The sequence below is a fragment of the Pollutimonas sp. M17 genome, assembly GCF_025836975.1.
Lineage (GTDB): Bacteria > Pseudomonadota > Gammaproteobacteria > Burkholderiales > Burkholderiaceae_B.
On record NZ_CP107548.1, the window covers coordinates 1,026,673 to 1,039,324 of the forward strand.

Sequence of the window (12,652 nt, forward strand, 5' to 3'; positions counted from 1 at the left end):
CGGCCGCTTAAAGCCGGCCATCTGGCTTTCATGATCGTACTCACAAGCAGGAAAAGGCATGATCTCCAAGATTTTCGATAGCGCCCGCCAGGCTCTGGCCGACGTTCCCGATGGGGCCTCCATCATGGTCGGAGGCTTCGGCCTTGCGGGTCAGCCCCGGGAACTGATCGACGCCCTGCTGGACCAGGGGGCGAGGGATCTCGTCATTGTCAACAACAATGCGGGCAACGGAGATACCGGCCTGGCCGCCCTGTTGGCGGCGGGGCGGGTCAGGAAGATCGTGTGTTCGTTTCCGCGCCAGTCCGATTCCCATGTGTTCGACGCCCTGTATCGCGCCGGGAAGATCGAACTGGAACTCGTGCCGCAAGGCAATCTGGCCGAACGCATCCGCGCGGCGGGCGCGGGCATCGGCGGCTTCTACACACCCACGGGCGCGGGCACGCCCCTGGCCGAAGGCAAAGAACAGCGCGCGATAAACGGGCGCGACTACATCCTTGAATATCCACTGCACGCCGATTACGCCCTCATCAAGGCCCTGCGTGCGGATCGCTGGGGCAATCTGGTTTACCGCAAGACCGCGCGCAACTTCGGACCCATCATGGCCACCGCGTCCCGCATCGCCGTGGTCCAGGTGGACGAGGTGGTGGAGCTGGGGATGCTCGACCCCGAGGCCATCGTCACCCCCGGCCTTTTCGTGCAGCGCGTGGTTGCCCTGGGAGCATCGGAATGAATCGACTGAACCGTGAACAAATGGCGGCGCGCGTTGCGCAGGACATCCCCGAAGGCAGCGTGGTGAATCTGGGCATCGGCCTGCCGACCAAGGTCGCCAACTATCTGCCCGCCGACCGCGAAATCATGCTGCATAGCGAGAACGGCGTCATCGGCATGGGGCCCGCGCCCGAGCCGGGCGCCGAAGATCCCGATCTCATCAACGCGGGCAAGCAGCCGGTCACACTGCTGCCGGGCGGCGCCTATTTCCATCATGCCGATTCCTTTGGCATGATGCGCGGCGGCCATCTGGACATCTGCGTGCTGGGCGCCTTCCAGGTCTCGCGTTTCGGCGACCTGGCCAATTGGCATACCGGCGCGCCCGATGCCATACCCGCGGTGGGCGGCGCCATGGACCTGGCCATAGGCGCCAAGTCCGTCTATGTATTGATGGAGCTGCTGACGCGCGAAGGGCAAAGCAAGCTGGTGGAGCGCTGCACCTATCCGCTGACCGGCGTGGGCTGCGTCACGCGGGTCTATACCGACCTGGCGGTGTTCGACCTGAAGGACGGCAAGGTGATCCTGGTCGACGATGCCTCTGGCTTGGGGCGGGCCGAGCTTTCGCGCCTGGCCGGCCTGCCTGTCGTGGCGGCCTGAGGGCTTAGCGCCTGGCCTTGGCCGCCGTCTTGATCATGGCGGTGCACAGGCCGCGCATCATGTCGACTTCATCGTGGCTCAGGCCGTTGCGCCCGAACATGTGGCGCATGCGCGGCATGAGCTTCTTGGGATGCAGGGGATCCAGAAACCCCACTTCGGTCACCGCCTGCTCCCAATGGGCCATGAAGGCCTGCACTTTCTCGTTGGGCGCCGGCAGGGCGCCCGCTTCGTGCTGGCCGTCGGTGGTGGGCAGCAGCGGCAGGCCGGCCGCTCCGGCCAGCGCATAGCGCAATTCCCAGGCGGCCAGCTGTAGGGCCTGGGCCACGTTCAACGAACTGTATTCGGGGTTGGCCGGAATATGGCAGACGCGCTGGCACAGGGCGATATCGTCGTTGGTAAGCCCCGACCGCTCCGTGCCCAGCACGACGGCGACCAGCCCCGCCGCCTCTTGCAGGTGATCGCGGGTGGCTAGGGCGGCCTGGCGGATATCGCAGGGCGGCGGGCCCAGCACACGGGCGCGGGCGGTCAATGCGAACGCCAGCGTCGTCGGCGCCAGGGCTTGCGCAAGCGTGGGGACGATGCTGACGGCCGCCAGGACGTCGGTGGCGCCGCTGGCCAGCGATTGCGCTTCGGGCAGATCCAGGACGTCGGGAAAGCGCGGCGCGACCAGGCACAGGTCGTGGAAACCCATGGTCTTGATGGCGCGGGCCGCCGCGCCTACGTTTCCCGGATGGCTGGGGTGGACCATAATGAACCGGACGCGGGAAAATGCCCCCGCCGCGCCTTCGGAAGAGCCCCGTGTTTCTGAGGAAAACGCCTGCGTTTCGTGGGAATGCGTCTGAGTCATTTAAAATACATGGTTTATTGTGTTGATGCCGGCCCGCGCCCCTTGCGCACGTGGCCGGGGCCAGGCGAGGCCGGGCTTCAACAGTTTTTGTTCAATTACGGAATTTTATGCACCCGATGCTTAATACCGCCATCAAGGCGGCACGCCGTGCTGGCACCATCATCAATCGTGCCAGCCTCGACCTGGAACGCCTGCAAGTGGCACGCAAAGGGCCTAAAGATTATGTCACGGAAGTGGATCACGCCGCTGAAGAGGCCATTATCGATGTGCTGCGCACCGCCTATCCGGACCACGGCTTCCTGGGCGAGGAATCGGGCGCGCATCCGGCGGCCGGACAGTCAGGCGACGAGCAGGCCGAGTTCCAGTGGATCATCGATCCCCTGGACGGCACCACCAATTTCATTCATGGCCTGCCCATTTACGCCATTTCGATCGCGCTGGCGCAGCGCGGCCAGCTGACGCAGGCCGTGGTTTACGACCCCGCCCGCAATGAACTGTTTACCGCCAGCCGCGGCGGCGGCGCGTTCCTGAACGACCGGCGCGTGCGGGTGTCGGGCCAGACGCGCTATCACGATGCCTTGCTGGGCGCGCACGTGCCGGGCTCCGCGTCCGCCCCTGTGTCGGGCACGCGCTTTGGCGGCCTGCTTTCCGAATGCGCCGCGGCGCGGCGCCTGGGCTCCACCGTGCTCGACCTGGCCTATGTGGCGGCGGGCCGCCTGGACGGTTTCTGCGGCCTGAACCTGAAGCCCTGGGACGTGGCCGCGGGCGGTCTGCTCATACTCGAAGCCGGCGGCCTGATCGCCGATTTCGACGGCGAGCAGGGCTGGATGAAAACCGGCAGCGTGCTGGCTGCAACGCCGAAGATATTCCCGCAAATGCTTGCTTACCTGCAGGATTGACCATCGTCCATAACGGAGCCGCCTGATGGAGTGGATGCTGGACCCTTCCGCATGGGTCGGCCTGCTAACCCTCGTCATTCTCGAGATTGTCCTGGGCATAGACAATCTGATCTTCATCGCCATCCTGGTCGAGAAGCTGCCGCCGGCGCTGCGCGATCGCGCACGCGTGCTGGGCTTGTCGCTGGCCTTGCTGATGCGCCTGGTCCTGCTGTCGGTCATGTCCTGGATGATCAAGCTGACCGCGCCCTTGTTCTCGGTGGGCCCGCTGGAGTTCTCCGGGCGCGACCTCATCCTCATCGTGGGCGGCTTCTTCCTGCTGTTCAAAGGGACGCTGGAACTGCACGAACGGGTGGAAGGCCGCAGCGCGCATGCTTCCGGTTCCCGCATGCATGCCAGCTTCTGGGTCATCGTCACTCAGATCGTCATTCTTGACGCCGTATTCTCGATCGACGCGGTCATCACCGCGGTGGGGATGGTCGATCACCTGGAGATCATGATGATGGCGGTGGCGATCGCCATCGGCCTGATGCTGGTGGCCTCCAAGCCGTTGACCCGCTTCGTGAACGCGCACCCCACCGTCGTCATCCTGTGCCTGGGCTTTTTGCTGACCATCGGCTTTTCCCTGCTGGCCGAAGGTTTCGGCTTTGCGGTGCCCAAGGGCTACCTGTATGCCGCCATCACGTTTTCGGTCCTGATCGAAGTCCTCAACCAGCTTGCGCGCCGCAATATGCGCAAGCTCGATTCACGCCGCCCCTTGCGCGAACGGACCGCCGAGGGCGTGCTGCGCATGCTGGGCAAGCGGCCCATGGCGGGGCCCGAGAAGGAAACCGAGATCGAGGCGCCGGCGCAGGTGTTCGGCGACGAGGAGCGCTACATGGTCAGCGGCGTGCTGACGCTGGCCGACCGCAGCATCCATTCGATCATGACGCCGCGCAACGATATTTCCTGGATCGACCTGGACGACGATGCCGATGCGCTGCGCGAACAGATCGCCAAGGCGCCGCACAGTTTCTTCCCCGTTTGCCGGGGCTCGCTGGACGAGGTGATCGGCATAGGACGGGCCAAGGAGATGATCGCGGACCTGATCACGCATGGCGCCGTGCGCCTGTCGCGCCTGCGCGACCCCATCATCGTGCATGAATCGATAGGCGTGCTGCGCCTGATGGATACGCTCAAGCGTTCGCGCGGCCAGCTGGTGCTGGTAACCGACGAGTTCGGCGCCATAGAGGGCGTGGTGACGCCCATCGACGTGTTCGAGGCCATTGCGGGCGAGTTCCCGGACGAGGACGAAACGCCGGATATCGCGGCCGACGGCGAGAATCGCTGGCGCGCGGACGGGGCGGCCGACCTGCACCACCTGGAACTGCTGCTCAACACCGATGGACTGGTCGACGAGGAAGAAGGGTATTCGACGCTGGCCGGCTATCTGCTGGAGCGCTTCGGCCATCTGCCGCGCCCCGGCGATAGCTGCGAACTTCAACAGGAGCACGCCACCTTCCGGTTTACGGTGCTCCGCCTGGACGGGCGCCGCATTGCGACGGTGCAGGTCGAGCGGCTGTATCATCAGGCCGACGACATCGACAATGAGAAGATATGACTGATAGCTTGTGGTTCATGCTCAAGGCCCTGTTTCTTGGCCTGATCGAAGGTTTCACCGAATTCATCCCCGTGTCCAGCACGGCCCATCTGCTGCTGATAGGCGACTGGATCGATTTTTCATCCGGCAACGACAAGGTATTCGAAGTCGTCATCCAGTTCGGCTCCATCCTGGCGGTCATGTGGATATTCCGGGCGCGCCTGTGGCAGTTGATACGCGGGACGCTGGCCGGAGAACGCAGCGAAGTCCTGTTCCTGCGCAATCTGCTCATTGCCTTCCTGCCCGCGGCGGTCATAGGCGCGATCATGATCAAGCAGATCAAGGCGTTGTTCCATAGCCCGGCGGTATTCGTGTTCACCCTGGTGGTGGGCGGACTGATCATGCTGTGGGTGGAACGCAAGCCCCAGTATGCCAAGCACGCCGACCCAGCGCAGGCGCCCGGACCCGGCGACAGCATGTCCTCGCAGCGGGCCACCGCCCACGCGCTGGAGGAGATCAGCTGGAAGCAGGCGCTGGTGGTGGGATTTGCCCAATGTCTGGCCATGGTGCCCGGGACATCGCGTTCGGGGGCCACGATCATCAGCGGCATGATGGCGGGCATCCAGCGCAAGACCGCCACCGAGTTTTCATTCTTCCTGGCCATGCCCACCATGCTGGCGGCCACGGTCTACGACCTGTACCGCAACAGCGGCGCGCTGGACGACACGCAATTGACGGCCATCGCCGTGGGCTTCGTGGCCGCGTTCGTCAGCGCCCTGGTGGTGGTGCGGGCCGTGCTGCGCTTTGTTTCGCGGCGCACCTACCGGCCCTTTGCCTGGTACCGCATCGCCCTGGGGGCGGTGGTGCTGATCTGGCTGCTGGCGCGCTGACCGGCTGCGGTGCTCATGACGGCTTGTACGGCTGATGATATAAGCATTTGCCGCAAGCTCGCATGACGATATAATTTGCCGCTGGAATTTGTTACTAATTTTATGGGACGAGACGCCATGTCCGCCGATTGCTGTCAGAATAATCTAAGGGATATTTCGCATTTCGAGGCGGCCGTCCTCCGTTTCCGCAGCGAATACTACAAACATTCGCCCGAGCTGATGCATGCGCTGTCCACCAAGGGACAGGCTCCCGCCACCCTGATCATCGCATGCAGCGATTCCCGGGTGGATACGGGGGTGCTGCTGTCCGCCGAACCCGGCGAGTTGTTCACCGTGCGCAATGTGGCCAACCTGGTTCCGCCCTACCAGCAGGGTTCCGGCCTGCACGGAACGGGCGCGGCGATCGAGTATGCGGTGCGCGATCTCAAGGTGGACCACATCATCGTGCTGGGCCACGCGCAGTGCGGCGGCATCAAGGCCATGCTGGCGACGGCCGACGGACATCCGCCCGACCGGGAATTCGTCGGCGAATGGGTGTCGATGGCCATGAACGCCACCGAGCTCTACCTGAACGCCGACAAGCCCGAGGAGCGCCAGAAGGTCTCGCTGGAGCTGCTCAAAGAGAACCCAGGCCTGGCCGAGCGCGCCGCGGTGACCGGCTCGCTGCACAATCTGCTTACCTATCCGTGGATCAAGGAACGTGTCGATCAGGGCACGCTGGCCCTGCACGGCTGGTGGTTCGACCTTGAAACCGGCGACCTCTGGCGAACCGATCCCGGTACGATGCAGCTTTTGCCCGTCATTTGACGTATGGGAAAGCATGGCGCCCATCCTTTCAAAAGCACACAGGGAGGGATGACGCATGCGTAAGCCCGACAACATCGTCTACTGGATCAACGACCGCCTGCCCGTGCCCACGGCGCTGGGCCTGGTGCTGCAGCAAATGGCCTTCCTGGGCGCCTTGCTGGTGGTGCCCAATCTGTTCCTGCACGAAACCGGCTTCCATCTTGCATCCAGCAATTTCCTGGACGTCGCCGCCGCCTCGCTGATCGCCAGCGCCTTCTCGATACTGCTGCAGATACTGAACCGCTGGGGCATAGGATCGGGCTATTACTATCCGCTGCAAGCCACGCCCACGGTATTCGCGGTCATGTTCCTGGCCAGCAGCCACCCGGGCGGCTTGCCCCTGGCCTACGGCATGGTATGCATAGCGGGGCTGACCCAACTGGTCTTCAGCGTCGTCATCGTCCGCCTGCGCAGCATCTTCACCGTCGAGATCGCCGGGCTCATGGTGATGCTGACCGGGGTCAGCATCGGCCAGATAGGCCTGAAGCTGCTGTTCCATTCGCCCGACGGATCGGGCGCATCGAATATCGAACTCAGCGCGGCGGCGTTCACCCTGTTTGTCATGGTGTACTGCCACATCTGGCTGAGATCCCGCCTGCGGCTGTTCGCCGCGCTGTTCGGCCTGCTGGCGGGCAGCGTGCTGGCCGGCGTGCTGGGCCTGATCCAGCCGGAGAGCCTGTCGTATATTTCCGCCGTCCCGTGGCTGCGCATGCCGACGCTTCCGGCCTTCGGCTGGGATTTCGATGCGAGCATGGTGCTGCCTTATATGCTGATCGGGCTGACCTTTTCATTGATATCCGTCGGCACCCAGACGGTGGCCCAGCGCACGGCCGACGTGGACTGGCACAGGCCGGACCTGCGCGCCTATGGCCGCGGATTGCGGGCGGAAGGCCTGACGCACATAGTGGCCTCCTTCATCAATGCGATGCCGCAGTCGGCCAGCGGCGGCGCGGTGGGCCTGGCGGCAAGCTCGGGCTGCGCCAGCCGCTACCTGGGTTACTGGGTGGCGGGCTTTCTGGTCGTCACCGCGTTTTGTTCCAAGTTGATCATCTTGTGGCTGTTGGTGCCCGGACCGGTCATTTCCGCATTGCTGCTGTACCTGGCCGCCTTCCTGTTGATGGCGGGGCTGAAACTGGTGGCCTCGCGCATGCTGGACGACAGGCGCTCCCTGGCCCTGGGCGTGGGCCTGATCGTGGGTGTGTCGCATCGCTACATCGTGGCCGGGCTGGAATATCAACCTTTGGCGGGTTTCATGGACCTGGCGGGCGTGACCAACGGCACGTTGGTGGCCTTGATCCTGACCATGCTGTTCCGCCTGGGCGCTTCGCGCCGTACGCGGCAGGCATTCAAGCTGGATGCCACCACGGCCGACGACCTGAACCGGTTCATGGAGAATCAGGGGCGCCTGTGGGGCGCCAGGCGCGATGCCGTGCAGCGCGCCGAGCAGGCGGTATGGCAGGCCTTCGACCTCCTGGCGCACAGCGGCCGGATCTCTCCCGAGCAGGCCGAACTGGAAGTCACGACGCGTTTCGACGAATACGCCCTGCGGGTCAGGTTTTCGTACAAGGGCGAGGCCTTGCCGGCCCCCCGCGACGCGGCGCCCGGCGCCGACGCCATGATCAACGATCCCGACGCCACGGCGCACATGACCGCTTACCTTTTAAGCCGGCTTGCGCGCCGCGTACAGGTGCGCCAGCGCGGCGATATCGCCGGGCTTCAGCTGGACTTCGACGCCTGATTCAAATGCGGGCCGGCGGCATCGATCGCCAGCCAGCCGCCGCGCGGGTCGCCGCCGTGGTCGTAATCCCAGTCGGGCAGCACATAGCGGCGGCGCTCCCTTCCGTCGACCATCAGGCGATGGACCTGGGGGCGGTGGGTGTGGCCGTGCACCATGATGTCGGCGTCGGCGCCTGAAAATGCCCGCTCGATGGCCGCCGGGCTGACGTCCATGATGCTCATGGGCTTGTGGCGATTGGACGCCATGCTGCGCCGGCGCGCCAGGTCGGCGATGCCGCGCCGGGCGGAGAGGCTCAGGCGCATGAAAAGCCATTGCACCGCGGGACAGCGCACGAGCCGGCGAAAGCGCTGGTAGCCCCGGTCCTCGGTGCAGTATTCGTCGCCATGCGACAGCAGGATCAGGCCGGCGTCAGTGTCCAGGCATACGCTGTCGGGCAATATCTGGGCGCCGACATCCCCGGCCAGCACGCGCCCCATCAGGAAGTCGCGGTTGCCGCGGCCCAGCCACAGCGGTATTTTTTCAGAGACCTGCCTGAATTTTTCCAGCGTTTCGGACAGCCAGGAAGGGGGTTCCGACAGCGCCAGGTCGTCGCCTATCCATGCGTCGAAGATGTCGCCGCATAAAATCAAGGCATCCGCCTTGGCGCATGCCTGATCCAGAAACTGATGGAAAGCGCGGGCGGTGGCTGGCGTATTCGGCCCCAGATGGATGTCCGAGGCGATCCAGACCGTGCCCGCCAGCCGCAGCTTATTCAACGACCGTGGCTTTCTCGATAAGGACATCTTCGGCCGGAACGTCTTGGTGGAAGCCCTTGTTGCCGGTTTTCACCGTTTTGATCTTGTCCACGACCTCGGTGCCCTCGACGACCTTGCCGAACACGGCATAGCCCCAGCCGTTGGGCGTGGGCGAGGTGAAGTTCAGGAAATCGTTGTCGGCCACGTTGATGAAGAACTGGGCCGTGGCGGAATGGGGATCGGCGGTGCGCGCCATGGCCAGGGTGTAGCGATTGTTCTTCAGGCCGTTGTTGGCTTCGTTTTCAATGGGGGCATGGGTCTGCTTCTGCTTCATGCCGGCATCGAAGCCGCCGCCCTGGACCATGAAATTATTGATGACGCGATGGAAAATGGTGCCGTCGTAGAAGCCTTCCTTGACGTAGGTCAGGAAGTTTTCAACGGTCTTGGGCGCTTTTTCGGCATCCAGTTCGATAAGGATGTCGCCCTGGCTGGTTTGCAGTTTGACGCGGGGAGTTGTGCTCATAGATTTACCTTGAGTAGGGGATGGTGAGGCCGCTTGCGCGACACTGCCCAGGCACAGGGCGAGCGACGCGGCGCAAGCAAGGCCGAAAACGCGCAGCGATGGGCCGAGCGGTCGGATAAGTAGTGAAATAAGATGCATGCTGATGTTGCCTGGACGATTGCGAAGTAATGGAATAGGGTTATTTTTTCAGGACTTCCGCGGTCTGCTCGGCCTTGGACCGGGCGCTGCCCACGCCCAGCCGGGCGGCGTTGCGAAAGGATTCCTGTGCAAGCATAAGCTGTACCTGCCCCAGGTTGGCCTTGGCGGTACCGTAGTTCGGATTGGCCGCCAGCGACATCGACAAGGCGTCGCGCGCCATGTCCAGCTTGCCCTGCTTGACGTATTCCGCCGCCAGATTGTTCCAGGGTTCCGGCAGTTCCGGATAGAGCGTGGTCATTTGGCGATAGAGGTCGATGGCCTGGTCATGGCGGCCCAGCGCCGCCAGTGCCCGGCCGTGCAGGAACATCAGCTGGACGTCGGTGCCGATGCCGCCCTGTTGTTCCAGCTGGGCGGTCCGTTTCTGGATGACTTGCAGTGCTTCTTCGTTGCGGCCTTGATCCAGCATCTGGCTGATGCGATCGGTGATCTGCGAAGCCGTCAGGGGGATTTCCGTGTCGACGCCGGGCGTCAGGGCCTCCAGCAGCCTGGCCAGCCCTTTCCAGCCGCCTTCGGCGGGAGGCGGATCATTGAACAGCTTGTCGCCGGTAACGGCCTTGCCTGGATCATTTTCCAGTGACGCGTTAAGATCGACCTGCGGTACGGGGCCGGGCGCCTGCGCCGTGGCGGCCTGGACCGAAAGCCCGCCCAGAACCAGGGCGATCGCGACTGCGGGGCTCAAAATTCGAAACACAGCTTATGCGCCTATATGTAAGGGTTGTGTTGACGGCATGGCAGCGGCATTGAATAAAAAACGGGCCGCGCGGGCCAGCGTCGGTTTTGTCCGCTTGCTATACTTATCGACCGCCATTTTAGCCTTGCTTGCCGGCTCGCGCCGAGTTTACCGCAACCGGGCCTGTACCGATCGGGCCCGTAATCGTATTTACAGACAGACATTTACCTGCACATGCTGCACATTTATAACACCCTTTCACGCGCCAAAGAGCCATTGAAAACCGCAGAACCGGGCAAAGTCGGCATGTATGTATGCGGCATGACGGTCTACGATTTCTGCCATCTGGGCCATGCGCGCATGCTGGTGAGTTTCGACGTGGTGCAGCGCTGGCTGCGCCACAGCGGCTACCAGGTCAGGTATGTGCGCAACATCACCGATATCGACGACAAGATCATACGGCGCGCGGTGGAAAGCGGCCGCAAGATGGGCGAGGTCACGTCCTTTTATATCGACGCGATGCATGCCGATGAGCGCGCGCTGGGCGTGCAGCCTCCCGACGTGGAACCCCGCGCCACGGCCTACGTGGGCGACATGCTCGGCATCATCAAGCGCCTGGAAGACAATGGCCTGGCCTATCAGTCCGAAGACGGCGATGTCAACTACGCCGTGCGCGATTTTCCCGGCTACGGCAAGCTGTCGGGCAAGTCGCTGGACGACTTGCGCGCCGGTGAAAGGGTGGCCGTGGCATCGGCCAAGCGCGACCCGCTGGATTTCGTCCTGTGGAAGGCCGCCAAGGCCGACGAACCGTCCGAATCCAAATGGGAATCGCCCTATGGCCTGGGCCGGCCCGGCTGGCATATCGAATGCTCGGCCATGAGCCATGCGCTGCTGGGCCAGCCGCTGGACATCCACGGGGGCGGTCCGGACCTGAAATTTCCGCACCACGAGAATGAAATCGCCCAGACCGAAGGTGCTTTCGGCGGCACGATGGCCTCGGTCTGGATGCATTGCGGACCGCTCATGGTCGATGCCGACAAGATGTCGAAATCGCTGGGCAACTTTCGCACCATACGTGCCACGATTGCGGCCGACCCGCAATTGCCGGACGACCAGGCCGCGTACGGCGTGAATCCGCGCGAAGCCGAGATGCTGCGTTTTTTCATCGTGCGCAACCATTACCGCAGTCCGCAGAATTACGCGCCGGACAATCTGTTCGATGCGCAGAACGCGCTGGATCGCCTGTACCAGACCTTGCACAATGTGCCGGCCGTGGACGCCGGGATCGACTGGAGCCATCCCGCATCGCAATCGTTCCGCGCGGCCATGGACGACGATTTCAACACGTCCGGCGCCGTTGCGGCCCTGTTCGAACTGGCCGGCGAGGCCAACCGCGACGGGTCCGGCCAGGCCTCGGGCCTGATGCGCGCCCTGGGCGGCATACTGGGCCTGCTGCAATCCGATCCGGCCGCCTACCTGCAATCGCCCACCCGTTATCATCGGGGAGCGGCGGCGGCCGAAACGCTGTCCGGCGAGCGCATCCAGGAATTGATCGGTGAGCGCGCCGCGGCGAAGAAAGATCGCAATTTTGCCGAGGCCGACCGCATTCGCGATGTATTGCAGGCAGCCGGCATCGAACTCGAAGATAAAGCGGGCGGCGTCACCCAATGGCGTCGGGCTTGAGGAAGGGGAGGGTCATGTCAGAAAGCCTAGTCGCAGGGCATGAGAAGCCGGGTTTTTGGGACGAAGCGTCCACCGAGCTCATGGGTCGCGACCGCATCCTTAGAAAGCTGATCCCGCGCCACAAGTCCGAGTGGCTGGCTCCGGCGGCCCCGCCGTTCGTGACCCTGGCGCGCGCCATCGTCGGCCACCAGATATCCGTCAAGGCGGCCGACGCCATGTGGCAGCGCTTTACCGAGGCCTGCGGCCGGGATCCGTCCCCGCGTTGCGTCATCCGGCTGGCCGAAACCGACATTCGCCTGTCCGGCCTGTCCAAGCGCAAGGCCGAATACATCCTCGACCTAGCCACGCATTTTTCCGAAAAAAAGATAAAACCCGCTTCCTGGAGCGCCATGGACGATGAGGCGGTGATCGCCGACTTGTGCGCCATACGCGGCATCGGGCGCTGGACCGCCGAGATGTTTCTTATCTTCAACCTGCAGCGGCCCGACGTCCTTCCGCTGGACGACGCGAGTCTGTTGAAGGCAATTTCGTTACACTACTTTAGCGGTGAGCCCGTTTCGCGTTTCGAGGCACGGGAAGTTGCCCAGGCATGGGCGCCGTGGCGCACGGTGGCGACCTGGTACCTGTGGCGCAGCCTTGATCCCGCCTCGGTGCAGTACTGACCCAACGCGAATGCTCTAATC

At 63.7% G+C, this 12,652-nt stretch carries 13 protein-coding genes; 9 read left to right on the plus strand and 4 right to left on the minus strand.

Features of this window, described 5'->3' with window-relative positions:
* Positions 1-58 precede the first annotated feature (58 nt).
* On the plus strand, positions 59-730 hold the full coding sequence (locus OEG81_RS04940; protein ID WP_264131608.1) for a 3-oxoacid CoA-transferase subunit A: 672 nt from the start codon (positions 59-61) through the stop codon (positions 728-730).
* Positions 727-1,365 carry a 3-oxoacid CoA-transferase subunit B gene (locus OEG81_RS04945; RefSeq protein ID WP_317135364.1) on the plus strand — a complete coding sequence of 213 codons (639 nt, stop codon included), beginning with the start codon at positions 727-729 and terminating at the stop codon, positions 1,363-1,365. The genes OEG81_RS04940 and OEG81_RS04945 overlap by 4 nt, the downstream gene beginning before the upstream one ends.
* Before the next feature lie 4 nt (positions 1,366-1,369).
* On the opposite strand, the gene OEG81_RS04950 is transcribed toward OEG81_RS04945, so the two are convergent.
* Positions 1,370-2,113, minus strand: a complete 744-nt coding sequence (locus OEG81_RS04950) for an RNA methyltransferase (RefSeq protein WP_264132473.1) — start codon at positions 2,111-2,113, stop codon at positions 1,370-1,372.
* A gap of 206 nt (positions 2,114-2,319) precedes the next feature.
* On the opposite strand from OEG81_RS04950, the gene OEG81_RS04955 reads away from it, so the two are divergent.
* The 5 genes from OEG81_RS04955 to OEG81_RS04975 all read left to right on the plus strand — a co-directional run bounded on the left by OEG81_RS04955 (position 2,320) and on the right by OEG81_RS04975 (position 8,161).
* Positions 2,320-3,111: an inositol monophosphatase family protein gene (locus tag OEG81_RS04955; RefSeq protein WP_264131609.1), complete on the plus strand. Its 792-nt coding sequence runs from the start codon at positions 2,320-2,322 to the stop codon at positions 3,109-3,111.
* Positions 3,112-3,136: 25 nt separating this feature from the next.
* Positions 3,137-4,708: a TerC family protein gene (locus OEG81_RS04960; RefSeq protein WP_264131610.1), complete on the plus strand. Its 1,572-nt coding sequence runs from the start codon at positions 3,137-3,139 to the stop codon at positions 4,706-4,708.
* Positions 4,705-5,577: an undecaprenyl-diphosphate phosphatase gene (locus OEG81_RS04965; protein WP_264131611.1), complete on the plus strand. Its 873-nt coding sequence runs from the start codon at positions 4,705-4,707 to the stop codon at positions 5,575-5,577. The genes OEG81_RS04960 and OEG81_RS04965 overlap by 4 nt, the downstream gene beginning before the upstream one ends.
* A 117-nt stretch (positions 5,578-5,694) precedes the next feature.
* Positions 5,695-6,384, plus strand: coding sequence for a carbonic anhydrase (locus tag OEG81_RS04970; RefSeq protein ID WP_264131612.1), 690 nt, complete (start codon positions 5,695-5,697; stop codon positions 6,382-6,384).
* Between the two features lie 55 nt (positions 6,385-6,439).
* Positions 6,440-8,161 (plus strand): solute carrier family 23 protein, encoded by a 1,722-nt coding sequence (locus OEG81_RS04975; protein ID WP_264131613.1) that lies wholly within the window; start codon positions 6,440-6,442, stop codon positions 8,159-8,161.
* Here OEG81_RS04975 and OEG81_RS04980 read toward each other — a convergent pair.
* The 3 genes from OEG81_RS04980 to OEG81_RS04990 all read right to left on the minus strand — a co-directional run bounded on the left by OEG81_RS04980 (position 8,140) and on the right by OEG81_RS04990 (position 10,307).
* Positions 8,140-8,916 (minus strand): UDP-2,3-diacylglucosamine diphosphatase, encoded by a 777-nt coding sequence (locus OEG81_RS04980; protein WP_264131614.1) that lies wholly within the window; start codon positions 8,914-8,916, stop codon positions 8,140-8,142. The two genes, OEG81_RS04975 and OEG81_RS04980, sit on opposite strands and share 22 nt — an antisense overlap.
* Positions 8,909-9,418: a peptidylprolyl isomerase gene (locus tag OEG81_RS04985; protein WP_264131615.1), complete on the minus strand. Its 510-nt coding sequence runs from the start codon at positions 9,416-9,418 to the stop codon at positions 8,909-8,911. The genes OEG81_RS04980 and OEG81_RS04985 overlap by 8 nt, the downstream gene beginning before the upstream one ends.
* 178 nt (positions 9,419-9,596) lie before the next feature.
* On the minus strand, positions 9,597-10,307 hold the full coding sequence (locus tag OEG81_RS04990) for a tetratricopeptide repeat protein (RefSeq protein WP_264131616.1): 711 nt from the start codon (positions 10,305-10,307) through the stop codon (positions 9,597-9,599).
* Positions 10,308-10,520: 213 nt separating this feature from the next.
* On the opposite strand from OEG81_RS04990, the gene cysS reads away from it, so the two are divergent.
* Together cysS and OEG81_RS05000 are read left to right on the plus strand one after the other, a co-directional pair.
* Entirely contained in the window at positions 10,521-11,969 is a 1,449-nt protein-coding gene (gene cysS, locus OEG81_RS04995) for a cysteine--tRNA ligase (protein WP_264131617.1), read from the plus strand.
* A 14-nt stretch (positions 11,970-11,983) separates the two neighbouring features.
* Positions 11,984-12,631 carry a DNA-3-methyladenine glycosylase family protein gene (locus tag OEG81_RS05000; RefSeq protein WP_264131618.1) on the plus strand — a complete coding sequence of 216 codons (648 nt, stop codon included), beginning with the start codon at positions 11,984-11,986 and terminating at the stop codon, positions 12,629-12,631.
* Positions 12,632-12,652 lie beyond the last annotated feature (21 nt).